We start from the raw sequence: 25475 nt of genomic DNA, 5'->3' as shown, positions 1-25475 counted from the left end.
CCCCGGCTGGCAGCTCGACTCGGCGGAGCCGACCCCCGAGGGCGCGCGGCCCAGCAGCCGCGACCTCCCAGCCGCCACGTGCCCTCAAGTGCGACCGGTTAGAGGACGATCCAGCGATGACAGCGGTAGACGGAGACCAGGTGACGAGCGAGTCCTACGACGCTCGCGCGCTCCAGGACAAGTGGCAGGCGCGATGGGCCGCGGAGAACCCGTTCACGGCCAGTGAGGACCCGGCCGACGACCGTCCGCGCTCCTACGTCCTGGACATGTTTCCCTACCCCTCCGGGGACCTGCACATGGGCCATGCAGAGGCGTTCGCCATCGGCGATGTGGTCGCGCGCTACCGCTTCCAACTCGGCGAGAACGTGCTCCACCCGATCGGCTGGGATTCCTTCGGGCTCCCCGCCGAGAACGCCGCCATCAAGAACGGCACGCACCCCGCCGAGTGGACCTACGCCAACATCGCGACCCAGGCCGACTCCTTCAAACGTTACGGCGTCGCGCTGGACTGGTCGCGCCGCCTGCACACCAGCGACCCCGAGTACTACCGGTGGAACCAGTGGCTCTTCCTGCGGTTCTTCGAGCGCGGTCTCGCCTACCGCAAGGAAGGCCTGGTCAACTGGTGCCCCAAGGACCAGACCGTGCTGGCCAACGAACAGGTCGTGCAAGGGCGCTGCGAGCGCTGCGGCACCGAAGTCGTGCGCCGCAGTCTGAACCAGTGGTACTTCCGCATCACCGAGTACGCCGATCGGCTACTCGACGACATGGACCAGCTGGAAGGCAAGTGGCCTGAGCGTGTCCTGCTCATGCAGCGCAACTGGATCGGGCGGTCCACAGGCGCCGACGTCGCCTTCGAAATCGAGGGCCGCGACGAGCCCGTCACCGTCTTCACCACCCGGCCCGACACCCTCTACGGCGCCACTTTCTTCGTGGTCGCGGCCGACGCTCCGCTGGCCGACGAGCTGTGCACCGACGAGCGCCGCGCCGAGTTCGAGGACTACCGGGCGCAGGTCTCCAAGCTCACCGACATCGAGCGCCAGTCCACCGAGCGCACGAAGACCGGCGTCTTCCTCGGCCGCTACGCCGTCAACCCGGTCAACGGCGAGCGGATCCCCGTCTGGGCGGCCGACTACGTGCTGGCGGAGTACGGCCACGGGGCCATCATGGCCGTACCCGCCCACGATCAGCGGGACCTCGACTTCGCCCTCAAGTTCGGTCTGCCGGTGCGCGAAGTCCTCGACACGGGCGAAGGCGACCCCGCCGAGACCGGCCTGGCCACCGCCGGTGAGGGCCGGATGATCAACTCCGGGCCGCTGGACGGGATGTCCAAGGGCGACGCGATCGACCGCATCATCGAGATCCTCGGTGAGCGCGGCACCGGTACGGCGTCGACCAACTACCGGCTGCGCGACTGGCTGCTTTCGCGACAGCGCTTCTGGGGCACCCCCATCCCGATCATCCACTGCCCGGACTGCGGTGAGGTCCCCGTCCCCGACGACCAGCTGCCGGTGAAGCTGCCCGACAACCTCAAGGGGGCCGACCTCGCCCCCAAAGGTGTCTCCCCGCTGGCCGCGGCCGCCGACTGGGTCGACGTCGACTGCCCATCGTGCGGCGGGCCCGCGCAGCGCGACACGGACACGATGGACACCTTCGTCGACTCCTCGTGGTACTACCTGCGCTACTGCTCTCCGCAGCACGAGACCGCACCCTTCGATGTCGACAGGGTCGCCGAGTGGGGGCCCATCGATCAGTACGTGGGCGGCGTCGAGCACGCCATCCTCCACCTGCTCTACAGCCGGTTCTTCACCAAGGTGCTCTACGACATGGGCATGGTCGCGTTCACCGAGCCGTTCCGCCGGCTGCTGAACCAGGGCCAGGTGATCAACCAGGGCAAGGCCATGTCCAAGTCCCTCGGCAACGGGGTCGACCTCGGCGAAGAGATCGACAGGTACGGCGTCGACGCGGTGCGCCTGACCGTCGTCTTCGCCGGCCCCCCCGAAGACGACATCGACTGGGCCGACGTCTCCCCCTCCGCATCCCTCAAGTTCCTGAACCGCGCCTTCCGGGTGATGGTCGAGGCCGGGGCCGCCTCCGCACCGGGGACCGATCCCGGCAAGGGCGACACGGCGCTGCGCAAGGCCACCCACCAGGCCCTGGACAAGATCACCGGCGCCGTCGAGGGGCACCGGTTCAACGTGGCCGTGGCGCGGCTGATGGAGCTGGTCACCGCGGCGCGCAAGGCGATCGACTCCGGGCCCGGGGCACACGACCCCGCCGTGCGGGAGGCGGCCGAGGTGATCGCCGTCGCGCTGTCGCTGTTCGCGCCGTATGCCGCCGAAGAGGGCTGGGAGCGGCTCGGGCACACCGGTTCGGTCGCCGTCGGCAACTGGCGCGCGCCCGCTCCGGAGCTGCTGACCCAGGAGTCGGTCACGTGTGTCGTCCAGGTCGCCAGCAAGGTCCGTGACAAACTGGAGGTCGCCCCCGACATCGAGGCCGAGGAGCTGGAGCGGCTCGCCCTGGCCTCGGAGAAGGTGCAGGCGTTCATCGGCGACAAGGAGGTCCGCAGGGTCGTGGTGCGCGCGCCCAAGCTGGTCAACGTCGTGGTGGCCTGATCCATGGCTCGGATCGGGCGCGCTCCTGGCGCCGCGGGCCGCCGCGAACAGGACGGACCGTCGCTCGCCGTGTGGATCTCCGCCGGGGCGGGGGTCGTCGTGCTGGTGGCCGCCGCGGTCACCGCGGGACTGCTGCTGGCAAGCGGTGCGCCCGCTGTGGGAGCCGACGAGGCCGACACCTACGCCTCCGCCCCCGCCTGCTCGGACGTTCCCGGGCAGCGCGTCCGGGAGCTCGTCCCCGGCGCCGCCCTGGAGACCAGCGAGCAGGGGCCGATGGCCGACGCCGAGAGTTCGACCTGCGTGTGGACCTCGGTCGGGGCCGACGAAGGCCCGCCGCGCTCGCTGCACGTCGACTTCACCGCCCACTTCACCGACAAGGCCGGCGAGGTCAGCGGCGCCCGCGCCGCCGCCAAGAGGCTGGAGGAGCTGGCCCCCATCGGCGAGCTGGACGGCGCCGCCCCGGTCCCCGAACTGGGCGAAGGGGCGCTGGTCTGGCCGGGGACATCCGACGGCAGCTCGGCGGAGGTCGCCTTCCGCCGGGACAACATGCTCATCGAGGTGTTCTACGGAGGCCATACCGACCGTCGGGGCGGCGAACTGGAATACGAGACCGCGCGCGACGGCGCCGTCGCGATCGCCGAGCGACTGGCCGCGTCCCTGTAGCGCCGCGGCGTGCGAACGGGCGGGTCGCGGTCGGGGCGGGATAGTAGCGTGGCCGCGTGCGTGCCGGACCCCGGGCGCATCCGCGCGGGCGGCAGCACGACGACAGGGAGGCGCCGATGACCCGGCCACCTTCCGGCGGCCCTGGAGCCGGGCCGCCCGGACCCGGCGGCGGACGGCCCGACGAGCAGCCGGAGCAGCCGCACGAAAACGGCGCGCCCGGTTCGGGGCAGGGCCACGGCTACACACATGTGGCACCGCCCTCGGGGTGGTCGGCTCCGGGAGCGGCGCCGGAAGGGCCGACCGCGGCCGCGCCGCCGCCGCAGCCGGCCGCACCCGGGTTTGCCGCGCAAGGCGGATACGCTCCGCCGGGTGCTCCGGGTGCTCCGGGTGCCGGGGTTCCTCCGGGGCCGTCGGGCCTGCAGCCGGGCGCCGCCCCGGAGCCCGAGCCCATTTCCTCCGCGCCCGCGCAGAGCCGTGGCTGCGCCACCGCCGCGGTCGCCGCGGTGGCGGCCGTGGTGCTGGCCCTGGTCGGCGCGGGTGTGTGGGCCGTATTCGCCATCAGCTCGGCCGCGACCGGTGCCTACGAGTCGGCTCCGGACTGCTCTGTGGCGCCGGACGATGTGCTGGACGGGATGGTCCCCGCCCGAGAGACCGAGTTGAACCAGCGGATCGAGGGGTTCGAGGAGGGGGTCCGCGAAGGCTACGAGTGCCGCTGGGCCACTCCCGAGACCGCCTCGGAGGTACCCGCCGCCGCCCGGATGGTGCTCGTCCGCTACGCCGACCGCACCGGTACGACCGGCGCCGAGGCGGCGTCGCGCGCGCTGGAGGCCGCGGCGCACGGCGGCTCGCCGCGGAACCTCTCCGGCATCGGCGACGAGGCCAGGACATGGACGGAGAACCTGCAGGGCTTCGACTGGGGTTGCGTCGCCGTGCGCATGTCGAACCTGTACACCATGTCCTGCTACACCTCCGCCGTCGACTACCGTGCCGACGAGTCGGTGCCGGGCGACGTCGCCCTCGCCCACGCCGAATCGCTGTCGCGCGCCCTCGTCGCGGAGATCGAGCAGGGCAACTACTGACACCGACACCGACACCGACACTGCGAGGGGGCCGCAGCTGTTCGTCCGCGGCCAGGCGGAAACCCGTTGGAGGGCCGGGTTCCCGCCGCTTGGCGGCAAGCCGGCACACGCGCTGCGCGGACCGGCCCCATTGCCGCAGTCCGCTGCGGTGGCGGTGTCGTACGTGGTGCGGCGGGGCGCCCCGGGCGGGATCGGGCGCCTTCGTCGTATCCGCAGGTGCCGCGACAGCTCCCGTCGACGAGCTCAGGCCCCCACTGCGGCCTCCAGGAACCCCTCGACCGCGGGTGCGACGTCGGGGGAGAAGCGGCGCCGGGAGTCGAGCACGTCGGCGCCCGGCGCTTCGCTGTACATGCGGAACACGTGGTCGGCGCCCTCGACGCTGACACGCCGCCCGTCGGGCAGGCCCCGCATCAGGCGGTCCACGTTCTCGCGGGTGATCTGCGAGTCGGCGGTGCCGCGTAGCACGAGGGTGCGGGTGTCCGGCGGGAGGTCGCGCGCCAGCTGCAGCGGATCCATCGCGTCGATTTTGCGGAGGAACGGCGCGACCTGGGGGTTGAGGACGCCGGCGACCTCCTGGGAGAGGTCCGCCCGGCCCAGATCGCCGCCCTCGCGGATCAGCGAGATCGCGTAGCGCACGTCCGAGAGCGTCTGGGCGGCCTGGGAGTAGTCCATGCCGCCGGCCGCTTCGGCCGTGCGGACCTGCTCGGTGAACTGGCGGTCGACGGTGTCGAGGTAGCGCTCGCCGGGAGGAGCCGCCAGGATGAGCGCCCGCGGCGGGTGGGCGTCGACGATCCGGTGCGCGCGCAGCGCGAAGAGCGCGCCCTCGCTGTGGCCGAGGACGAGCAGCCGCGAGGGGTCCACCTCGGGCTGGGCGGCCAGGTGGGCGTAGGCGTCGGCGACCTCCTGGGCGAAGACGTCGTAGCCGACGGGGGCGTCCGCGTCGTGTGAGGCCATGCCGGTTTCGCCGCTGCCGAGCTTGTCGTAGCGCAGCGAGGCGACGCCGGCCTCGGCGAGCACGCGGGCGAAGTTGCGGTTGGTGCCGGCGTCGGGCCGCATCGGGTTGTCGCCGTTGCGGTCGGTGGGGCCGCTCCCCGAGATGATCAGGGCGGCCGGCAGGCCCGCGCCGCCCTGAGGGGGCAGTGCGAAGGTGCCGTGGACCGTGTCGGGGCCGCTCTGGAAGGTCACCTCGCGCTGCTGCGGGCGCACGCCGGGGGGCTCGGCGGACGAGGACGACGTGTCGCCGTTCGCCCCGCAGCCGGTGACCAGCAGCGGAGCGAGCAGCGCGGCGAGGACGGCGGCGGAGCGCGGCCAGGAGCAGAGGGGCATGGTTCCACCGTATTGCCCGCCGGGCCCGCAGAGGCGCGGCAGCATCCGGGCGGCCCGTCGGACGGGACGCGACCGGTGGGCCGCCCCGCGGGCCGCCGAGGCCGACCGGGGCGGCGCTTTCGCCTCGGGCGGCGGTCGGCCGCCCTGCGGTTCAGCCGGAACGCTACCGCCTGCGGAGCCGGCGAGCGGAGCCCGGGAAGCGCAGCGGGGACGGTGCTCGCCGCCGATCGTCGGTGCCGTGTGCTTCGCTGAGAGTGCTGTGGGGAAGCACCGGCCGGCGGGGCCCGGCGGCGTACCGCGCCGTCCTCCGCGCCTGTCGGGCGGCGCTCTGCCGAGGCTGTCTGCTGTCGCGCCGGTCCTCGTCTCGCGGCGGCACCCGCCATCGAGTTCCGATTCGTAGAGGCTAAAGTCCCTACCGCAGCGGTTTCGCAGTGGTATAACGGCGTCCGCGCTCGTCTCGCACGCCGCTCCGTATGTCGGGATATAACCGTTGGGTTCCGAAACGGCGACGGGCTCGTGATCTCCATCGAAGATCACGAGCCCGTGCCGAAACGAGGTGAACTCGTTATGCCGATGCCCCGCCGACGACTCAGACGCGGCGCAGAACGGCCACCACCTTGCCCAGGATGGTGGCCTCATCACCGAGAATGGCCTCGTAGTCCTCGTTGCGCGGCAGCAGCCACACGTGGTCGGCGTCGCGCTTGAACGACTTCACCGTGGCCTCGTCGTCGAGCAGGGCCGCGACGATGTCGCCGTTGTTGGCCTCGGGCTGCTGGCGCACCACCACCAGGTCGCCGTCGGTGATGGCGGCGTCGACCATCGAGTCGCCGACGACGTTGAGCATGAACAGCCGCCCCTCGCCCACGAGCTGTTTGGGCAGGGTGAGGACGTCTTCGATGGACTCCTCGGCCAGGATCGGGCCGCCCGCCGCGATCCGGCCGACGACCGGTACGTCGGTGGCGCGCGACTCGTCCGCCTCCGGGGTCTCCTCCAGCTGGTCCCAGGACCGCACCGGAGCCTGGCCCGGAATGCGAATTTCGACCGCGCGCGGGCGATTCTGGTCGCGGTAGAGGTACCCCTTGCGTTGCAACACCTTCAATTGGTGCGCCACACTGGACGGGCTCGATAGCCCCACCGCGTCGCCGATCTCCCGGATGGACGGTGGATATCCGCGCTGCCGCACATAGCGGTGGATGCAGTTCAGCACGCTCTGCTGGCGTGCGGTGAGCTGCGGTGCGCTCTCGGCGCCCTCAGCGGACTCCTGTGAATCGGCGGGTGGCGCGGCAGTGGACCGGAGCGCGGTGACGGACCCCCCGCCCGCGTGAGGTTCCTGGGTTCCGTGGTTCTCCTCCGGCACGGCCGGCCTCCTCGGCGGTCGGTTGATTTCTGGGTGCGGCTATCGGTGCAGGCGTCAGGCCCAGCCCCGTTCGGACGGGGTCGGCCAGTCGATCGTGTTCGACAGCGGTAACGCGCGCGCCGCCACTGGTAGTGGCGCCGCCGATACCGCAGCTAAACATGTCCAACGTTAGTGCGTGACCACGGCAATATCAAACAAACGTTCGAGATGGTGCTGAAAAATTCGCTCGAATGCGGTAGGAATCGAACGTTAGTTCTAACGAACTGGCGTACGAAGGTGAGGGCAGTGTGGCCATGACTGTGTCTGTGTCTGCGTCTGAATCCGCCTCTGCATTCGAACCCCCCGTACCCTGGGCCGATGCGCCCGACGCCGCCCCGCTGGACCGGCGGGCCCGGCGCTCGCGGCTGACCGTCGTACCCAGCGACCCCCCGACCCCCGAGCCTCCGGCCGAGAGCGCGCCGGCGGGTGCCGCCGCGGTTCCCGCCGAGTCCGCGGTCCCCGGCGCGCACGACGGCGCTCTGTTCGACTGGGCCCGGCAGATCCCGGAGTGGCGCAGCGCGGCCCCTGCGCCCGCCGCGCGACGGCGCCCGCCGCAGGCCGCGCCACGTCTGCGCACTTCGGCCGCACCGCGCAGCGCCGCCCTGGAGCTGTGGCACGACCGGCTCACCCGCCGCGGCCGGGTCGTCGCGCTTACGGTGGCCACGGTCCTGGCCACGGGCGTCCTCGCCGGCCTCTTCGTCGCGGTGGCCACCGGGGGCGCGTCGGCCTCAGGCGCGCCCACCGAGTCGGCGCTGACCGAGGCACCCTCCACCGTTGTGGTCCGCGACGGCGACACCCTGTGGGAGATCGCCCAGCGCGTTCGGCCCGGCGACGACCCCCGCAGCACCGTGCACGAGATCGTGCGCGTCAACAGCCTCAGCGAGTCGGAGCTGGAGCCGGGCCAGGAACTCGTGATGCCGGACTTTTAGTAGGACTTCCCTGAGTTGCTGAACGCCGCGTGCCGCCCCGCCCGGCTCGCTGCCGCCTGCGGCGGCGCCCGCGGTGCACTGAGCAGCCCTGGTGCCGGTCGGGGAGCGGCCGCCGTCGAAACCGCCGCCTCGGGCACCGCGCTCAAGGCGACCATCGAACTTCGACCCGGCCCCTCCGCCCCGCCGCACCCCGCCGGGCCCCGAGCCGACAGCCCGCTGCGCGGAACGGGGCCTGCGCGCCTCCGCGGGCAGGCTGCACTACCGCCGAAAAGCATCGGCCCGCACGGCCCGCCAGGCAGCGGCGGAGATATCCCACTCCGATTGAGCGGCAGGGATTCCGACGCCGCCTTCGAGCCGCCCCGGCGGCATCCCCGGCGTCGGCGTGTGAGGGCCCGAGGGCCCCGCGGGCGCAGTAGGGTGACCACCGGTCGCCGCAGCGGTGCCCGGTAGGCTCGCCGCCCCGCGACGGGTCCCCGTACGCCCCGCCCGTTCGGCGCCGCGGCCTCCTCCCGTGCACTCCCGGTTCGCAGCCGCCGCGTGTCGCCGTCCCCCTTGGAAGGCGTGCGTCCCCGCCGCCGCGCCCGCGCTTCGTGTGGGGCCGGGCACACCTTCCACGGTGCGCAGAGGCGGCACGAAGACGGCACGCCCGGCCACCTTGCGTGCTTTTCCGGCGGTGACCTGCTGCGGTCGGTCGCCGCCCGCCGAAGGGACTTGCGTTACCGGTGGGGCAGTCGTAGGTTAACCACAACATCTAGTGCTCGCCGTGAAACAAGCAGCCTAGAAATTGTGTTTTAGTAGGTACCTGATTCCTCGTGGATCGCCTGCGGTGCAGGCGGTCTCGACGGAACCGGCCCCCGGGCCGCCACGCCTGCGCCGCACATCCGCATCATCGGACGGCGCCGCACCGGGCGGGCCGGGGCACCGGAGCACAGTCGTTCCGACATCGGGGGGAGGCACGCCGGCGTGCACTGTCCGTTCTGCCGCCATCCGGACACCCGGGTGATCGACAGCCGGTCGACCGAGGACGGCGCAGCCATCCGGCGGCGCCGCTCCTGCCCGCAGTGCGAGCGCCGCTTCACCACGCAGGAGACCGTCCTGCTGATGGTGGCCAAGCGCTCGGGCGTCACCGAGCCGTTCTCCCGCACCAAGATCGTGGCCGGGGTGCGCCGAGCCTGCCAGGGGCGCCCGGTCACCGAGGACTCGCTCGCCAAACTCGGCCAGCAGGTCGAGGAGGAGATCCGGTCCCGCGGTGTGGCCGAGGTCCCGGCGCACGAGATCGGACTGGCGATCCTGGGCCCGTTGCGCGAGCTGGACGAGGTGGCCTACCTGCACTTCGCCTCCGTCTACCGCGGCTTCGAGTCGCTGGCGGACTTCGAGAGCGAGATCGCCCTGCTGCGGGCCGGACGCGAACACAGCGCAGGCGAGCCCGTCCGGGTAGCCGATGGCGGAGACGGCGAGGACGGCGAGGGCTAGGCCGCAGCGGGCCGCCCGGCGAGCACGAGGCGCCGCGTCCAACCGGGTGGATGCGGCGGAGCAATCAGGTACGCGACGAGGAGCAGGGGGAGCGACATGACGGAGACCGCAAGCGGAGCACAGCGCAAGGGGAAGGACCGCCGCAAGGGTCTGAAGATGGAGCGCGTCTTCACCAAGCCCGGTGTGCACCCCTACGACGCGGTCGAATGGGAGCGCCGCGACGTCGTCATGACCAACTGGCGCGACGGCTCGGTCAACTTCGAGCAGCGCGGCGTGGAGTTCCCCGCCGCTTGGACCATGAACGCCACCCAGATCGTCGCCAGCAAGTACTTCCGCGGCGCCCAAGGCACCCCCGAGCGCGAGTGGAGCCTCAAACAGCTCGTCGACCGGGTCGCCGGCACATACACCGAAACCGGACGCGCCAGCGGCTACTTCGCCACCGACGAAGACGCCGAGATCTTCGACCACGAGCTCAAGCACGCCCTCGTGAACCAGCTCTTCAGCTTCAACTCCCCGGTGTGGTTCAACGTCGGCACCGCGTCAAAGCAGCAGGTCAGCGCCTGCCAGCCCTACAGCGCGCGAGTGAGCACACCGCAAGGGCTCGTTCCCATCGGTGAACTCGTCGAGTCTGACGCGGTGGGGACCAAGGTCTATGACGCGCACGGTCTCACCCGAGTCCTGGCGACCAAGGCCAACGGCGTCAAGGACGTTCTGCGCTTGCACACCAAGGCGGGCTACACGCTGGACGTGACGGCCGATCACCTGGTGTGGAAGGCAACCGGCGATCACACCGGAAAATTCGTCACCGCGGGTGAGCTGGCGGTCGGCGACAAGCTCCAGTGGCACCGGCGAGACGCCTATGGCGAATCGGAGATCGACCCCGCCGAGATCGCCGAGGCGGCTCTGGCCGGCTGGCTGCAGTCAGACGGCTTCGTCGGGCAGTACGGTGAGGGAACCAACCGCTCCCTGACCATCGAGGCGATGACGGTCACCGAGGAGGAACTGGACTGGGTGACGGGAGCCCTCGACCGGGTCTTCCCCGACGTCCACCGTCACGAGCGGCGCGTGGAGACTCAGGACACCTCCCTGGACTGCCGGCGCACCCGCCTGTACGGGAGCGGTCTGGCGGACTTCGTCGCCAAGTGGGACCTGCGCACCCGAGGCGTCGACATGCGGGTACCCGAGCACCTGTTCACCGCGCCCCTTCCGGTGGTCACCGCCTACCTGCGGAGCATCTTCCAGGCCGAAGGCTACGTTTCGAAGCGAGAGCGCTCCGTGCGTATCGGCATGGATATGATCTCCGAGGAGCTTGTCCGGGGTGTGCAGCGCCTGCTGCTGCGCTACGGCATCTTCGCGCGCGTGGCGCGTAAGGCCGAGCGCCGTCCCGACCGCAACGACCTCTGGAGCCTGGGCATTCAAGGTGCCGGGGAGCGTGCCGCGTTCGCCGCTGAGATCGGGTTCATCGATGCCGCCGAGGCGGACAAGCTGGAGGCGAGCCTGGACGTTCCGGGCCTTGCGGCCCACCCGATCAAGCGTCTGGAGATCGCTGCGGTCGAGAATGTCGGCGCCATGGAGGTCTACGACATCCAGACCGAAAGCGGCGAGTATCTCTCGGACAACCTCCGGGTCCACAACTGCTTCATCCTCTCCGTGGACGACACCATGGAGTCGATCCTCGACTGGTACAAGGAAGAGGGGATCATCTTCAAGGGCGGCTCCGGTGCCGGGGTGAACCTCTCCCGCATCCGGTCCAGCCAGGAACTGCTCACCTCCGGCGGCACCGCCTCGGGGCCGGTGTCGTTCATGCGCGGCGCCGACGCTTCGGCGGGCACCATCAAATCGGGCGGTGCGACCCGCCGCGCCGCCAAAATGGTCGTGCTCGACGTCGACCACCCCGACGTCGAGGAGTTCATCGAGACCAAGGCGCGTGAAGAGCACAAGATCCGTGCCCTGCGCGACGCCGGGTTCGACGTCGACCTGGGCGGCGACGACATGTTCAGCGTGCAGTACCAGAACGCGAACAACTCCGTCCGGGTCTCCGACGCCTTCATGCGCGCCGTCGAATCCGGCTCGGAGTTCGGGCTGACCTCGCGCACCACCGGCGAGGTCGTGGCCACCGTCGACGCCGAGGAGCTGTTCGGCAAGATGGCCCGCGCCGCCTGGGAGTGCGCCGACCCGGGCGTGCAGTACGACGACACCATCAACGACTGGCACACAAACCCCGAAACCGGACGAATTAGTGCAAGCAACCCGTGCAGTGAATACCTCTCACTTGATGATTCTTCGTGCAACCTAGCATCAATTAATCTGCTCAAATTCCTTCGTAGTGACGACACTTTCGATATCGACGCTTTTGCGAAACTGACCGAGTTGGTCATCACGGCGATGGACATCTCCATCACCTTCGGCGACTTCCCCACGGAGAAGATCGGCGAGACGACGCGCGCCTTCCGTCAGCTGGGCATCGGCTACGCCAATCTCGGCGCGCTGCTCATGGCCACCGGCCATGCTTACGACTCCGACGGCGGGCGCGCGGTCGCCGCCGCCATCACCTCGTTGATGACCGGCACCGCCTACAAGCGCAGCGCGGAACTGGCCGGCGTGGTGGGGCCCTACGACGGTTATGCGAAGAACGCCGACGCCCACAAGCGCGTTATGCGCAAGCATGCCGCCGCCAACGACGATTTGCGGACGGTCGGCGCCATGGACCGCGCTATCTCCGCCGCGGCCACCGCAACCTGGCAGCAGTGCCTCAAGACCGGCGAGAAGCACGGATGGCGCAACGCCCAGGCCAGCCTGCTGGCGCCTACCGGCTGCCTGACCGGCGACTCCCTGGTCACCACCGACCGCGGCCTCGTCCGGATCTCCGAGCTGGGAGACGTCTACGGGCCGAGGTGGCAGGAGCTGTCCACGGAGGTGGCGACCGATGAAGGACCGAGGCAGGCGACCAGGTTCTTCGTCAACGGGGAGGAGCCCACGCGGCGCATCGTCACCGCCGGGGGCTACCGCATTCAAGGCACCTACGCACACCGGATCAAGGTCGTCGATCCCGAGACGGGAGCCTGGGAGTGGAAGCGCTTCGCCGACATCACTCCGGACGATGTCGTCCCGGTGCAGATGGGCACTCTGGTGGGTGAGACGCGTCGTGTAGTGCTGCCGGTGCTGGAGCAGGCCTACTACGCGGGGGACCGCAACGTGGTCGTCCCCGACGCGGTCGACGAGGAGCTCGCCGAGCTCGTCGGCTACTTCATGGGCGACGGCAGTCTGCACGCCAAGGGGTTGCGTTTCTGCGTCGCCGACACCGACACCGAGGTCGTCGAGCGCCTCCGTATCCTGGCGAAGGGGCTGTTCAACCTCGTCCCGGATGTCACGCAGATGGAGGGCTACCAGGAGGTGGCCCTGTCGTCCGTCCGCCTGGCGCGGTGGTGGAAGGCTGCCGGATTCGCCAAGGACCTGCCCGGTCAGAACCACACCGGCAAGGGCTGGACGCCGCATGTGCCCTCCGCGATCCTGGAGGCCAACGACCCCTCCGTCTACGCGGCGTTCCTGCGGGGGTTGTTCGAGGCGGACGGCACCGTGTTGGAGGGCGTTCCGAGCCTGTCGACGGCGCACGAGTCCTTCGCCGGCGAGGTCCGCACGCTGCTCCTGACGCTGGGTATGGCAACCACGACTCGAGGCACCCGGAGCGGGTACGGCGGCGACTGCCACATCGTGCGACTGCGCAACGTCGATCACGCGCTCCGCTTCGACGAGCTCGTCGGCTTCATGGGTGACCGCAAGAATCGGCTCATGGTCGCCTTGGAGCCGGAACGCTCGGCCAGAGGGGATCGGATCATGCTCCCTCGGGAGGTCTGGGACGAACTGGTTCCGGTCGGCCACCGCGATCGCGGCACCGTAGTGCAGTCGCTGCGGACCAGCGGCGGTGTCGCCCGTCAACTGGCCGAGCGTATCCACACCGAGACCATGGACGAGCGGCTCGGCCACGCCCTCGGCTACATCTTCGAGCGGGTCGCGGACAACCAGGACGGCGGCGTCCAGCCGACCTACGACATCTCGGTGCCCGACAACGTCACCTACGTGGCCAACGGCTTGGTCAGCCATAACACCATCGGCTTCATGATGGACTGCGATACCACGGGTATCGAACCCGATTTCTCCCTGGTCAAGTACAAGAAGCTCGTCGGCGGCGGGTCGATGCAGATCGTGAACCAGGCGATCCCGCGGGCCCTGACCAACCTGGGCTACCCGCAGGAGCAGGTCGAGGCGATCGTCGAGTACATCTCCGAGAACGGCCACGTCGTGGACGCGCCCGGGCTGCGGCCCGAGCACTACGAGGTGTTCGACTGCGCCATGGGCAGGCGCTACATCAAGCCCATGGGCCACGTGGAGATGATGGGCGCGGTGCAGCCGTTCCTCTCCGGGGCGATCTCCAAGACGGTGAACGTGCCGGAGGAGGCGACCGTCGAGGACTTCGAGCACATCTACTTCCAGGGGTGGAAGCTGGGCCTGAAGGCGCTGGCGGTCTACCGCGACAACTGCAAGGTCGGCCAGCCGCTGTCCACGGCCTCCACCGAGAGCGCTGAGAAGGACGAGGACAAGGCGCGGCCCGAGCCCGAGGTCATCGAGGTCAATCGTCCGGTCAGGCGCCGGCTGCCCAAGAAGCGGCCGAGCGAGACGGTGTCCTTCTCGGTGGGCGGCGCCGAGGGCTACATCACGGCGGGTTCCTACCCCGACGACGGCCTCGGCGAGGTCTTCATGAAGCTCGGCAAGCAGGGCTCCACGCTTGCCGGGGTCATGGACGCCTTCTCCATCGCGATCTCGATCGCGCTGCAGTACGGGGTTCCGCTGGAGACCTACGTCGACAAGTTCACCAACATGCGCTTCGACCCGGCGGGGATGACCGACGATCCGGACATCCGCATGGCGCAGTCGGTGGTCGACTACATCTTCCGCCGCCTGGCGCTGGACCACCTGCCCTACGAGGAGCGGGCGGACCTGGGCGTCCTCTCCGCCGAGGAGCGCCGCGCCCAGGCCAACGGCGAGGACCCGGCCCAGGTCGCGGCCCAGGTCGAGTCCTACGCCCAGTCGGCCCCGCTCACCCCGGCCGAGAGCGCGGCCGAGGAGGGGGCCGAGCGCTCCGAGGGCTCCGGCGGGGAGAAGCGCGGCGATGCGCACTCGACCACCGAGTTGGTCGAGCGCAGCCAGGGCTTCGTCGCCGACGCTCCGCTGTGCGTCACCTGCGGCACGAAGATGCGCCCGTCGGGCAGCTGCTACGTCTGCGAGGGCTGCGGTTCCACGAGCGGCTGCAGCTAAGCCGTCCGCTCAAGCCGAGAAAGTATGGAATAGCAGGCCAGAAGGGGAAGCCGAGTTCGATCGGCTTCCCCTTCGGTGCTCTTGCGGTGTTCCTGGACGGCTTGCGGCAGGATGTCCGCCCCGGCTCGGATCCGAGCCGGATCGAGCGTCGCGGACGCGACGCAGCCGGGTGAGGTCGCTGGGGCGCTGCGCGGCGATGAGTGCGTTTCCCCATGAGGGGTGGCACATGGCGGGTTCCTTTCCCGATGCTCGTGAGCCCCCGGTCGCCCGGCGATGCGGGCGGCCCGAGGGCTCGGTGGTGGCGGATGGCGGGTCGGGTTCAGCGGACCTGTTGGATGCGGACCATGTTTCCCGCGGGGTCGCGGAACGCGCAGTCGCGCATCCCCCAGGGCTGGTCGGTCGGCTCCTGGACGACCTCGGCATCGGCGCCCTGCACCTTCTCGAACGTGTCGTCGAGGTCGCGGGTGGCCAGCATGATCCAGCCGTAGGTGCCCTTGGCCATCATCTCGGTGATGACGCGGCTCTCTTCTTCGGTGATGCCGGGGTCGGCGGTCGGCGGTGCCAGCAGGATGCAGGTCTCGGGTTGGCCGACCGGACCGACCGCGATCCACCGCATCTTTCCCTGCCCGACGTCGCTGCGGACCTCGAAGCCGAGGATGTCGCGGTAGAAGGCCAGGGACTCGTCCGGGTCCTCGTGGGGCAGTGGCGTCGTGTGAATGGTGATGTCCATGGCGGTAACGCTAGGCGCGGCGCTGGTGCGGCGCTTCTCGATTCCTGACCGAACCGCTCACGGGCGCGTGCGGGCTGCCGAGCGGGCTCGATCGGGCCGAACGCGGGCGCGCGGGCCGGGCGCGGCACGAGCCCTCGCACACGCCGAACGGAAAGCGGCTCCGCGATCGCGTCCGGGGGCTTTTCGAGGGCGTTTCGAGAAGGGGGCCGAGGCCGGCTCGCAACCACGCTCGCCGGACATCCGAGGGAGCCCATCCGGAGAGCGCTCTCAAAAGAGATTTCGGTGATCCTCCGCCGCGATTCGAGGGTATCGAGACCCGCCCGGACCAGCAGAGAGCGCTCTCGCGGTCTCGCCGCGTCACGCTGAGCCGCCACTCGCGGCCCTTGCGTCCCAGTCGTGACCTCTCTAGCATCGGGCGACAGTGACCGAAACCAACCGATCACACACGAACAGCAGTCAGGTGCAGTGAAACGGCGCTTCTGGCTCGGGGCTTCCTGCCGGATGCCCCGGGTCCGCGAGTTCCGCTCCGGCTATTCGGATCCGTCTGAAGGCGGACCCCTTCGGTCGCTTGCCGGTGGCGGGTGCGTCCGTTCCACAGGTGGGGCGGCGTGCGCCCGGTTCCGCTTCCGCAGCGTCAACCCGCGGAAGCGCCGGGTCGGCGCCGCTGTCGAGACATCGCCGCGCACCTGGTTGCGGGCGGTGGGGCGGTGCCTGTGCGGATCGCCTCACCGCTTCGGATCCCGAGCATCTCTTGCTGACTCCCTGACCCGAGGAAGACGAGATGAAGAGCCCGCGTTCCTGCCCGAGCGCCCAGGCGCCCTCCGCGCCCGGCGCTGCGATGCCCCCGGTCCGAGATCGCCGCGAGGCGGCCGCGCGATGCCGCGGTCCTGAAGCGGATCGGGGCCGGCGGCGGAGGAGAATCCCTCTGCTCCCGCCGGGGGAGTGAGGCCGACCCGGCCCGCTCGCCATCCCGCGGCTCGTTCGTGATCCCGCCCCGCGCGGCCGCAGGCCCGGCCCCTCCACGCTCCCGGGCCGTGGTCGCACCTCCTCCCCCGCGGACGGGCGCCGCCACTCGACTGCGCGGTGCCCGTCCGCCCTTTGCCCCTTCGGAAGGGAGTCCATTCGATGATCGACCGACGTTCGTTCCTGCGCGGCGCCGGCGGAGCGGCTCTGGCCGCCCCGCTGCTCGGCAGTGCCGCGTGCGGCGCGTCCTCCACGAAAGCCGATCTGGCCGCCGGTGGCGCCAAGGCGGCGGCGGCCGGCGCGCTGCCGGTTTCCTTCGTCAACGAGAGCGGCTATGCCGCCGGAGCGGTGCGCCTCTACATCGTCGGCACCGACCTCGCCAGCGGCAAGCAGGCCCGGGTGCGCCCCGACGGCACGCTCGCGCCGGTCAAGCTTTCGGACAACACCGACGGCGGATACACCGACTACTCGATTCCGCTGAGCGAGGCGGGCGGTCTCACGCTGCCGTTCATGTCGGGGCGTATCTACATCGCCCTGGAGGACAAGCTGCGGTTCAAGGTCGTCGAGGACGGCAACGGCAATCCCGCGCTGCAGTACCCGGCCGGCTGGGTGGAGTCGGACCCGAACTTCTCGGTGCTGCACGACACGGTGGAATTCACCCACGACGAGAGTGGGATGTACTGCAACACCTCGATGGTGGACCAGTTCAGCGTGCCGCTGGCGATCGCGCTGAGCGGTGAGCGCCGGCAGTCCACCGGCCGCCTGCAGCCGGGCGGTCGTGCGCAGGTGTTCGACACCATCAGGGCCGACCCCGACTTCTCCCCGCTCGTAGTCGGCGATCGGCGGATCATCGCGCCCGGCCACGGCATCGACTCGGGCCGGTTCTCCGCCGATTACTACGCCCCGTACATCGACCGGGTGTGGTCGCGCTACGGCGGCCGGGACCTGATCGTGACGACGAACCAGGGCACCTTCACCGGCCGGGTGAACGGCTCCGGGCAGTTGGCCTTCGACGGGGGAGTGGCGCCCATCTCCAAGCCCTCCACCCGCGACGTGTTCTTCTGCGACGGCGCGCTGCACGCCCCGAACGACGGCCTCAACGGCCCGGTGGCGGCGATCCTGGGCGCGGCGCTCAACCGCTCGACACTGCTGAACACCGCCGACCACCCGGTCACCGACCCGGCGGCGTTCTACAACGCCGACATCACGAACAGGTACGCGGAGGTGTTCCACGAGGTCGCCGAGGACGGCAAGGCCTACGGCTTCGCCTTCGACGACGTTTCGGGCTTCGCGTCCTACATCCAGGACCACGCCCCGTCGTCCTTCGAGGTCACACTGACCCCGTTCTAGTCGGACGAGCCAACGGGAACGACAGGCCGAGGCGGGCCGGAGCGGGGCTCCGGCCCGCCCGAAACGGCTGCCTTGCACGCCGGGCGCCTCCGCGCGGTTAGGAGGCGCGTTCGGCGGGTAACCCGTCGTTACCCTCTGGAAGGACCGCCATGCTGATAGCTGAGATTCTGCGCAACAAGGGCTCGGCCGTCGTGAGCGTCTCCCCGCGGGAGACGGTGGCCGGCCTGCTCACGCTGCTCGCGCGGCACAACATCGGTGCGGTGGTGGTGATGCGGGACGGCGCGGTCGCGGGTGTCGCCTCCGAGCGCGATATCGTCCGGGCGCTGGACGAGCGCGGCACCACGCTGCTGGAGGCCCCCGTATCCGAGATCATGACCTCTGTCGTCGTCACCTGCACCACCGACGACACCGCCGACACGCTGACCGTGCTGATGACGGAGAACCGGGTGCGCCACGTGCCGGTGCTCGACGGCGGCACCCTCGTGGGGATCGTCAGCATCGGCGACGTGGTCAAGAGCCGCATCAGTCAGCTGGAGCAGGAGCGCAGCCAGCTGGAGGCCTACATCACCCAGGGGTGACGGCGCGCCGCCGCACCCCTCTCGACGTCGCCCGCCCTCCTTTGCGGCGCCGCCGTCAGTCGCGGCCGCGCCGCCGGTCGGCGACGAGGTGGGCGGCGGTGCCGGTGGCGGCGGTCACGGCCAGTACGGACGGCCAGGCGCCCAGCTTCTTGGCCAACGGGTGGGAGAGCCCGAACGCTCCCGTGTAGACGGCGGTGAGCGTCGCGGCCGCGGGCAGTCCGGCGCTGCGCCGCCAGCTGCGGAAGGCCGCCGCACCGCAGGCGGCCAGCACCGCGCCGCCCAGCTGCCGGTTGCCGGTGCTGCGGGCGACGCTGTAACCGCCGATGAGGCCGGCGGTGGTCAGCAGGCTGCTGGGTACCGAAGCCATCGTCTCCACTCCTTGCTTCCGCGGGGGTCCGCGGGCCGCCCGGCGTGTGCGGGTCGGCCTGCTCCACCGCCGACGCTACCGCGACGCCCGTCTGATCGGTGCGCTACCCCTCCGGGTCCGGATCTATCAGCCGCCCGGGGTCCGGCCTTCGCCGGGCGAACGGGCGGCCGGTCTGATTTTCGGACATGGATAGGCGATGGTTATCGTCTCCCCCCTCCATGGGGCGAGGTGGTGTGGGAGCATCCTTGCACTCTCAGCAGGAGCCGCGGAACCGCGACGGCGTCGTCCGCGTCGAATCCGCAGTTCCGCAACCAGCAAGGAGTCGATACCTATGTCCTTCGCGCAGACCGTGCGCGGAGCCGCCTCCGCCGTCGCCGAAGGCGGCGATCCGCGCGAGGCGGTCTCCGACGCGCTCGGCGACGCGGCGGAGGGGTTCGGCCTCGACCCGGGCGACTTCCTGGCCGCCCGTGAACAGGGCGCCTCGGTGGGAACCCGCATCGAGCAGCAGAGCTCCTCCCTCAACAATTCCGGCGAGGCGTTGAACCGCAGCTCCTACGAGCGCGGTCCGAGCGGACCGGTACACGTCATCTGCCCCATGGTGATCCCCAAGGGGCGCACGTTCACGACCATGCTGCCGGTGATCCTGCTGCTGATCGCGGGAGTCGCCGGTCAGATCGTGACTTTCCCGCTCTCGGCCGCCACCGGTGCGCTGCTCAACCCGTTCTTCGGAATCCACTACTGGGTGGTGTTCGTCGGCTTCGCCGCGTTCATGTGGTGGCGCCAGGGCATGGTGATGGTGCCCGACGGCTGCGCGGCGCTGATCACCAGGTTCGGCAAGTTGGAGCAGGTCGTGGGGCCGGGCCGCGTCACGCTGCTCAACCCGTGGAAGCGGGTTTCCTACATCGTCAACACCAACCGCGAGTACCCGTTCAACGCACCGATCCGCGAGGCCCCCACGAAGAGCGGGGTCAAGGCATCCATCGACCTGTTCGTGCAGTTCAAGATCGAGGACCCGGAGCAGTTCATCTTCGTGCTGGGCGCGGTGCAGGGTTTCCAGGAAAAGCTGAACAACGCCATCAGCGAGGTCACCCGCAGCCTGATCTACGACCAGCAGGCGTCGGAGATCTACGACATGGTCGGCGAGAACACCGCGCGGCTGCTGGAGCAGCTCAACCAGCAGTTCCTGCCCGCGGTCCGGTTGACCAACGCCAACATCACCCACGCCGAGCCCTCCAGCCAGGAGTACCGCATGGACCTGGCGGCGCCGGAGATGGTGCGGGTGGCCAAGGAGGCCTACACCTACGAATACGAGCTCCAGCTCCGCAAGGAGCAGAACGAGGGCGACCTGAACAAGGAGCTCGCCTCGCTGAACGAGACGCTGTCGGCGATCCAGGCCGACATCGCCCAATACCAAGCGCAGATGGACACTGCGCTGGAGCGTGAGACCAACCGGGCGCGCGCTCAGGCCCGCCAGCGGTTCGTGGAGGCCGAGAGCACCGCCAACGCCAACGCGGCGCTGCTGGAGGCCCAGGCGCTGGACATCCGCGCCGTCAGCGCCGCCGAGGCCCCCGAGATCCTCAACTACCGCTACCAGCAGGACCTGCTGGACAAGCTCGAGTCGGTCGCCGACAGCCTGCCGCAGGTGCTGCACATCGGCGGCGGCGACGACACCAGCGTCGACTTCCTGCGGGTGGCCCAGGGCATCATCGGCGAAGCCGAGTCGACGCTGTTCTCCGACGAGGACATGGCGGCCATCCGCGCCCGGCTGCAGGAGATCTCCGAGCGCATCTCCGAGCGCGAGGAGGAGATCACCCGGGTGCTGGAAGAGGACGGCGAGGAGACCGTCGAGCCTCCTCCGCCGGAGGACGTGCCCAACGCCGACCGGATCGAGGAGATCCGCCAGTCGGTGAGCGACGACTCCATCGACGAGCGGCTCAGCTCGGTCGCGGGCGATTCCGCGGAGGGTGCGGACATGGCGGCCGGCTCCGGCCCGGAGCAGGGGCGGCCCGGTGCGCAGCAACCCGGAACGGACCCGCAGCAGCCCGGCCATGAGCGGTCCCAGAGCGGGCCCGCCGCGCCAGACGGCCCGCCGGCGCCGCCGTGGCCGCAGCAGCCCGGCACGGACGAGGGAGGTCCCCGATGAGCCAGCAGCACCCCGAGCCCGGTACCGGCGGCTCCAGCATCAAGGAGGCGCTGGCCTCCTGGAACGACATCGCGCGCCTGCTGCGCGGCGGTGACCAGGGCGCGCTGGTGCCGGTCGTCATCCCGCGCGACAGCCGCGGCCTGCGGTGGACCATGCTGGTGTGGTTCGCCCTGTACCTGCTGCTGTCCGCTCTGCTGCTGGCCTCGGTCGGCGGGTTCTTCCTGTCGTGGGCGGCGATCCCGGCGTTCGCGCTCGCGCTGGGCGCGCTGCTGCTGGGCCTGCTGTGGTGGTGGCGTTCCTCGATCGTGGAGATCGAGCAGGGCACCGTGGGCGTCCTCACCAAGTACGGCGCTGTCGTGGGCCAGCTCGACCCGGGCCGGCACTACCTGTGGCACCCGTGGTCGCGGGTGGACTTCGTGGTCGACATCTCCACGGAGATCCCCTACACCGCGCCGGTGCTGGCCTGCCCCACCCACGAGAACGTGCCGCTGAAGTCGATCGAGTTCTTCCTGAAGTTCCGCATCACCGACGCGGTCGCGTTCGTGCGCAGTATCGGCGCCAGCAACTTCGACCTGGTGCTGTCCAACGCGGTGCAGGACGCCATCCGCCAGCGCAGCCGCCAGGTGCTCACCGAGAGCGCCTACGACCTGCGCGGCTCCGACGTCGCCGACATGCAGGAGCTGCTCAACCGGCAGCTGAGCCGCTACGGCGTGCGCATCATGGGCTGCAACATCCCCGATGTGCAGCTGCCCAACCAGTACCAGCAGCACCTGGCCACGCGCGAGCGCGTCGCCAAGGAGCTGGTCGCCTACGAGCAGGAGTGGGAGCTGACCCGCAAGCGGCGCATCGACACCCTGCTGATGGACATCGAGCGGTCCAAGAAGACCCGCGACGCCAAGATCGTCGAGGTCAACGCGGCGCTGAACAAGGCGCGCAAGGACGTCGCGCAGATGCTGGAGGAGCAGGAGACCGAGGCCCAGCGGGTGCGCTACGAGATCGAGACCCGCGGCCGGGCCGACCTGGTTGCCGCGCAGAACGAGGCCAAGGCGCAGCGGCGCCTGGCGACCTCCTACCGCGACAACCGCGCGGTGCTGCGTTACGAGCTGGCCCGGCGCCGACTGGACGTGGGGGCGACCCTGGCCGAGCACGCGCCGCAGCCGGTGGTGGTGCGCACCGACGGCCAGAGCGGCGACTCCTCGGCGCTGTCGACGCTGCTGCTGGCCCAGTTGCTGCCCGATCTGGGCGGCAAGCGCGGCGGTTCGCGGCAGTCGCTGGACTCCGGCGACGCGGACGAGGCCGCCCAGACGGCCTCTGACGCGTTCCAGCAGGTGCAGGGCGCGATGTCGGCGGCCGCCGATCGGGGCCGCACCTACGCCGACCACGCGGAGAACCAGGACGGCGGCGACCGCGCCGACCGCGGCGGGCGCCGCCGCGGCAGGTAGGCGCGAGAAGCGAGAGGGGGAGGCACCCGCCTCCCCCTTTTTCGCGTTCGGCGGGCGGGGCGATGCGGTTCGCCGGTCCGGTCCCTCCCTGCCTGACGCGGCCGCGCCGCCTTTCGCGTAGCGGGGACTCGCGCCGTGCGGACGGCGGCCTGTCGGACCTTCGGGAGGGCCGTTCTTTGCCTCCGCTTTGCCGTTGGCGGCGTATTCTGCAGCTCTACGGGGGACCGTTCCCGGATTCCCGGCCCCGTCTTCCGGGAGATCCGGGAACAGCCGCCGCCGACGCCGGCCGGTGCCGCACGCGGACGCCGTTTCTCGTCCGCGCTCGCGCCGGATACGCCCGGCCGGCGCCCTCGGGCGCGGGACCGCCCCCGTTCGACGGGCCCCGCGCCGATCTCGCGCGGCGCTCAGGCGGCGTGGGCCAGGGCGCCGTAGCCGCAGTCGATGTCGACGCCGTGCCGCGCCGCGATCTCGACAAGGTCCTCCAGTTCGCCGGCCTGTACCAGGCACAGGTCCTCGTCGCCTCGCTCGCGCGCCTCTTGCAAAGCGCTGACGGCGTCGTAGAGGCGCAGGTGCAGAGCCGTCATGAACTCGTTCATCGCAATCCCCCGTCCCTGAGGAAATCCCCTGTCGCATCCATGTCTACCGATCGCGGATAAAAGCGGGGTGAGGCCCGAGCGGGGAAACGGCATGAGGAGACCCACCCCCGATCCGGGAACCGCATCGGCGGACGAGGAGCGGGTTGCGGCCCGCTGCGGCCGACGGCCGGTCTCGCTCGGTGTGCTCGAAAGGGGCGGGTGTCAGTACTCCGTCCAGGAGTACCAGGGGCCGCTGATGTGCTCGTAGACGACGCCGCCGTGCCCTTGCAGAAACACGTCGGTGCGCAGCGGTTCCCGGCTGTAGGCGAGCCCGGAGGCGTCCAGCAGCCCCGCGCCGCGCACCGTGTAGCGGGTGACGCCGTCCTCGGTCACCGAAACGGACTTCAGCGGGTAGAGCCCCGCCCACGTGTCCAGCGGGGCGGTCGTGGCGGGCCGGGCGGTGTCGCCCACGGCCCGCAGGGCGGCGGCGGACGTCTCCACGCGGGCCTGCAGCGGGATGTCGGTCAGCGACAGCGCGATCGCCCCGGCGGCGATCAGCGGCGCGGCGATCCAGCGCAGCCGGTACCGCAGGATCATGGGCCGGGCGATGGAAACGGCGATGCCCAGGCGCAGTGCGCCCATCGCGGCTAGCAGCGCGCCGCCGCCCATGCCGATCACGAAGCTCGGCAGGTGCCCGCCGGGCACGCTGTCCTCGTAGAGCAGCACGAGCCCCACCAGGACGCACGCCGGGATGTACAGGCGGCCGGGAGGCCGCGACGCCCATGAGGACAGCCGTTGCCGAGGAGTCGGCGGATGGGCGATCTCGATGAGCTTCGCGACCGAGCCCTCGTCGGCGGCGGACATGCGCGGATCTTCCCCCTCAGGCCATGACACGGGTCGACCCGAGGGGTGCACAGAAGGGGCCTCGGGCGACCGGGTCAGATACGGGAGGGCCGGCCGAGCGCGGCCCTGCCTCCAGGATAGGGGAGCGGCGGGGCTTCCTCGGGCCGTCTGCCGATTCGCATCTGCCTGTTTCGCGCCCCTTCCGGGTCGCGGGCGCCGACCCGGCCGACGCGGCGGCGGTGCAGGATCAGCGCGTCGGCACAGAGCCGTCCGGGGGCCAGTGCCCCCAGCAGGCAGACCGCGGACAGCGCGATCCACCACGGCGCGTCCGACGCCGGCACCGGGCCCGGTGCCGGCGCGGCGCCGAGCGGAACCGGACCCAGTGCCGCGAGCGCTGCCGCCGCGGCCAGCGCCGTGCCCGATAGCGGGGCGGCCAGGCCCGCGGCGAACGCGGCCGCGCCGGCCAGCACGGTGCCGGCGAGCAGGTCGGACCGGGTGCCGCCCGCCAGTGCATCCAGGGCCCACCCGGCGGTGATCCAGGCGGCCGCGAGCCGCCCGCTCAGGGCCGCGAGGTCGAGCACCGCCGCGCGGACCGCATCGCGGCCGCGACGCGCCCACGACCGCGCGCGTTCGGGACGGGTTGCGCCGCCGTTAGTCGGGGCGTTTCGGTTGGCGGCCCCCGAGTGGGTAGGCGAGCCGGGGTGCCCGGCGCTGCTGCCGGTCCGCGTCGGCGGCGGCTCGCCCTGTGGTCTGCTCAGCTGCATGCTTCCTTCCTCGGCGGCCCGGAGTCATGCGGAAACTACCGACGGCGGCCGGTCGTGGCCCTGTGTAACACGCGGTGGTCCGCCGAAAAGCCCTGCGGCATCCCGCCGCAAAGGTGTGCCCGCCGTCGCCGAACCCCTAGGCTTGAGCCGTGGCTGAGACCTCCGCGACCCCCGCCCCGGCGGTCGGCGCCTCCGCTGCCGCCGCCGAACCGTCGGCCGTACCCACCTACGGCCTGGAACGCGAACTGCAGCGCGGCGGCGCCGTGCGCGTCGCCGGTGTGGACGAGGTCGGCCGCGGCGCCTGGGCCGGCCCTGTCGTGGTCTGCGCCGCGGTCACCGACGGCACCGACCCGCCCGAGGGGCTGACCGACTCCAAGAAGCTCACCCCGCAGCGCCGCATCGGCATCGCCGAGCAGTTGCGCCCCTGGGTGTACGACCACGCCGTCGGCGGCGCCGAGCCCGAGGAGATCGACGAACTCGGTATGACGCGCGCCCTGCGCCTGGCCGCTACCCGGGCGCTCGAAGCGCTGGCGGCCCCGCCCGACGCCGTCATCCTCGACGGCAAGCACGATTACCTGGGCGCCCCCTGGCGGGTGCGCACCGAGATCCAGGCCGACCTCACCAGCATCGCCGTGGCCGCGGCCTCCGTGCTGGCCAAGGTGCACCGCGACGCGTTCATGGCGGGCCTGCACCCCGAATTCCCCGACTACGGGTTCGACACCTGTGTCGGCTACCCGTCGCCCGTCCACCGAAGTGCCCTGGCCGAGTTCGGCCCCACCCCCCATCACCGGATGACCTGGTCCTACTTGGACGACCTGCCCGAGTGGCGGCACCTGCGCAAGCCGCGCCCCGATCCCGGCGGGCAGATACCGCTGCTGTAGGTCCCGCGGCGCGACACGCCGGATCCCTGCTGGGCACCGCTGCTGCGG

18 protein-coding genes are annotated in these 25475 nt (G+C 70.9%); 11 read left to right on the top strand and 7 right to left on the bottom strand.

From position 1 onward, the window contains the following. Positions 1-116: 116 nt before the first annotated feature. The 3 genes from leuS (at position 117) to EKD16_RS17245 (ending at position 4354) form a co-directional block, all read left to right on the top strand. Entirely contained in the window at positions 117-2612 is a 2496-nt protein-coding gene (gene leuS / locus EKD16_RS17255) for a leucine--tRNA ligase (protein WP_131099326.1), read from the top strand. A gap of 3 nt (positions 2613-2615) precedes the next feature. Further along, positions 2616-3275, top strand: a complete 660-nt coding sequence (locus EKD16_RS17250; RefSeq protein ID WP_131099325.1) for a hypothetical protein — start codon at positions 2616-2618, stop codon at positions 3273-3275. 503 nt (positions 3276-3778) lie between these two features. Next, positions 3779-4354: a hypothetical protein gene (locus EKD16_RS17245; RefSeq protein WP_131099324.1), complete on the top strand. Its 576-nt coding sequence runs from the start codon at positions 3779-3781 to the stop codon at positions 4352-4354. A gap of 243 nt (positions 4355-4597) precedes the next feature. Here the strand turns inward: EKD16_RS17245 and EKD16_RS17240 are convergent, their stop codons facing one another. Both EKD16_RS17240 and lexA read right to left on the bottom strand, forming a co-directional pair. Further along, positions 4598-5680, bottom strand: a complete 1083-nt coding sequence (locus EKD16_RS17240; protein ID WP_131099323.1) for an alpha/beta fold hydrolase — start codon at positions 5678-5680, stop codon at positions 4598-4600. 589 nt (positions 5681-6269) lie between these two features. After that, entirely contained in the window at positions 6270-6887 is a 618-nt protein-coding gene (lexA, locus tag EKD16_RS17235) for a transcriptional repressor LexA (protein WP_394347345.1), read from the bottom strand. Positions 6888-7342: 455 nt separating this feature from the next. On the opposite strand from lexA, the gene EKD16_RS17230 reads away from it, so the two are divergent. The 3 genes from EKD16_RS17230 (at position 7343) to EKD16_RS17220 (ending at position 14791) form a co-directional block, all read left to right on the top strand. Then, on the top strand, positions 7343-8005 hold the full coding sequence (locus tag EKD16_RS17230; RefSeq protein ID WP_207391331.1) for a LysM peptidoglycan-binding domain-containing protein: 663 nt from the start codon (positions 7343-7345) through the stop codon (positions 8003-8005). A gap of 963 nt (positions 8006-8968) precedes the next feature. Then, positions 8969-9478 carry a transcriptional regulator NrdR gene (gene nrdR / locus EKD16_RS17225; protein ID WP_131099320.1) on the top strand — a complete coding sequence of 170 codons (510 nt, stop codon included), beginning with the start codon at positions 8969-8971 and terminating at the stop codon, positions 9476-9478. Positions 9479-9574: 96 nt separating this feature from the next. Further along, on the top strand, positions 9575-14791 hold the full coding sequence (locus tag EKD16_RS17220) for an adenosylcobalamin-dependent ribonucleoside-diphosphate reductase (RefSeq protein ID WP_131099319.1): 5217 nt from the start codon (positions 9575-9577) through the stop codon (positions 14789-14791). A 319-nt stretch (positions 14792-15110) separates the two neighbouring features. On the opposite strand, the gene EKD16_RS17210 is transcribed toward EKD16_RS17220, so the two are convergent. Then, positions 15111-15521, bottom strand: coding sequence for a VOC family protein (locus EKD16_RS17210; protein ID WP_131099318.1), 411 nt, complete (start codon positions 15519-15521; stop codon positions 15111-15113). Between the two features lie 1125 nt (positions 15522-16646). On the opposite strand from EKD16_RS17210, the gene EKD16_RS17205 reads away from it, so the two are divergent. Both EKD16_RS17205 and EKD16_RS17200 read left to right on the top strand, forming a co-directional pair. Continuing rightward, positions 16647-17834 carry a beta-1,3-glucanase family protein gene (locus tag EKD16_RS17205; protein ID WP_131099317.1) on the top strand — a complete coding sequence of 396 codons (1188 nt, stop codon included), beginning with the start codon at positions 16647-16649 and terminating at the stop codon, positions 17832-17834. Between the two features lie 149 nt (positions 17835-17983). Continuing rightward, positions 17984-18412: a CBS domain-containing protein gene (locus EKD16_RS17200; RefSeq protein WP_131099316.1), complete on the top strand. Its 429-nt coding sequence runs from the start codon at positions 17984-17986 to the stop codon at positions 18410-18412. Positions 18413-18467: 55 nt separating this feature from the next. Here EKD16_RS17200 and EKD16_RS17195 read toward each other — a convergent pair whose 3' ends face one another. Further along, positions 18468-18779, bottom strand: coding sequence for a hypothetical protein (locus tag EKD16_RS17195; protein ID WP_131099315.1), 312 nt, complete (start codon positions 18777-18779; stop codon positions 18468-18470). Positions 18780-19110: 331 nt separating this feature from the next. Here EKD16_RS17195 and EKD16_RS17190 point away from each other — a divergent pair, with 331 nt between their 5' ends. Beyond that, the gene (locus tag EKD16_RS17190; RefSeq protein ID WP_131099314.1) at positions 19111-20922 is read left to right on the top strand and encodes an SPFH domain-containing protein; all 1812 of its coding nucleotides are present in this window, start codon (positions 19111-19113) and stop codon (positions 20920-20922) included. Next, on the top strand, positions 20919-22364 hold the full coding sequence (locus EKD16_RS17185) for an SPFH domain-containing protein (RefSeq protein WP_131099313.1): 1446 nt from the start codon (positions 20919-20921) through the stop codon (positions 22362-22364). The genes EKD16_RS17190 and EKD16_RS17185 overlap by 4 nt, the downstream gene beginning before the upstream one ends. A gap of 404 nt (positions 22365-22768) precedes the next feature. Here EKD16_RS17185 and EKD16_RS17180 read toward each other — a convergent pair whose 3' ends face one another. The 3 genes from EKD16_RS17180 to EKD16_RS17170 form a co-directional block, all read right to left on the bottom strand. Continuing rightward, on the bottom strand, positions 22769-22960 hold the full coding sequence (locus EKD16_RS17180) for a hypothetical protein (RefSeq protein WP_131099312.1): 192 nt from the start codon (positions 22958-22960) through the stop codon (positions 22769-22771). A 201-nt stretch (positions 22961-23161) separates the two neighbouring features. Next, a complete protein-coding gene (locus tag EKD16_RS17175; protein ID WP_131099311.1) occupies positions 23162-23803 on the bottom strand; it encodes a hypothetical protein in 642 nt (213 codons plus the stop codon). Positions 23804-23877: 74 nt separating this feature from the next. Then, the gene (locus EKD16_RS17170; RefSeq protein WP_131099310.1) at positions 23878-24546 is read right to left on the bottom strand and encodes a hypothetical protein; all 669 of its coding nucleotides are present in this window, start codon (positions 24544-24546) and stop codon (positions 23878-23880) included. A gap of 233 nt (positions 24547-24779) precedes the next feature. On the opposite strand from EKD16_RS17170, the gene EKD16_RS17165 reads away from it, so the two are divergent. After that, positions 24780-25427 (top strand): ribonuclease HII, encoded by a 648-nt coding sequence (locus tag EKD16_RS17165; RefSeq protein ID WP_242677450.1) that lies wholly within the window; start codon positions 24780-24782, stop codon positions 25425-25427. Positions 25428-25475: the final 48 nt, after the last annotated feature.

The organism is Streptomonospora litoralis, from assembly GCF_004323735.1.
Classification (GTDB): domain Bacteria; phylum Actinomycetota; class Actinomycetes; order Streptosporangiales; family Streptosporangiaceae; genus Streptomonospora; species Streptomonospora litoralis.
The sequence above is the reverse complement of the archived record's forward strand: the minus strand, read 5'-3'. Positions and strand labels throughout refer to the sequence as shown.

Coding starts and splice junctions, on each gene's coding strand:
- EKD16_RS17195 (WP_131099315.1), bottom strand. CDS start 18,779: ATGGCTTCGGTACCCAGCAGCCTGCTGACCACCGCCGGCCTCATCGGC.
- EKD16_RS17250 (WP_131099325.1), top strand. CDS start 2,616: ATGGCTCGGATCGGGCGCGCTCCTGGCGCCGCGGGCCGCCGCGAACAG.
- EKD16_RS17185 (WP_131099313.1), top strand. CDS start 20,919: ATGAGCCAGCAGCACCCCGAGCCCGGTACCGGCGGCTCCAGCATCAAG.
- EKD16_RS17240 (WP_131099323.1), bottom strand. CDS start 5,680: ATGCCCCTCTGCTCCTGGCCGCGCTCCGCCGCCGTCCTCGCCGCGCTG.
- EKD16_RS17190 (WP_131099314.1), top strand. CDS start 19,111: ATGTCCTTCGCGCAGACCGTGCGCGGAGCCGCCTCCGCCGTCGCCGAA.
- EKD16_RS17175 (WP_131099311.1), bottom strand. CDS start 23,803: ATGTCCGCCGCCGACGAGGGCTCGGTCGCGAAGCTCATCGAGATCGCC.
- EKD16_RS17200 (WP_131099316.1), top strand. CDS start 17,984: ATGCTGATAGCTGAGATTCTGCGCAACAAGGGCTCGGCCGTCGTGAGC.
- leuS (WP_131099326.1), top strand. CDS start 117: ATGACAGCGGTAGACGGAGACCAGGTGACGAGCGAGTCCTACGACGCT.
- EKD16_RS17220 (WP_131099319.1), top strand. CDS start 9,575: ATGACGGAGACCGCAAGCGGAGCACAGCGCAAGGGGAAGGACCGCCGC.
- EKD16_RS17170 (WP_131099310.1), bottom strand. CDS start 24,546: ATGCAGCTGAGCAGACCACAGGGCGAGCCGCCGCCGACGCGGACCGGC.
- EKD16_RS17205 (WP_131099317.1), top strand. CDS start 16,647: ATGATCGACCGACGTTCGTTCCTGCGCGGCGCCGGCGGAGCGGCTCTG.
- EKD16_RS17180 (WP_131099312.1), bottom strand. CDS start 22,960: ATGAACGAGTTCATGACGGCTCTGCACCTGCGCCTCTACGACGCCGTC.
- EKD16_RS17210 (WP_131099318.1), bottom strand. CDS start 15,521: ATGGACATCACCATTCACACGACGCCACTGCCCCACGAGGACCCGGAC.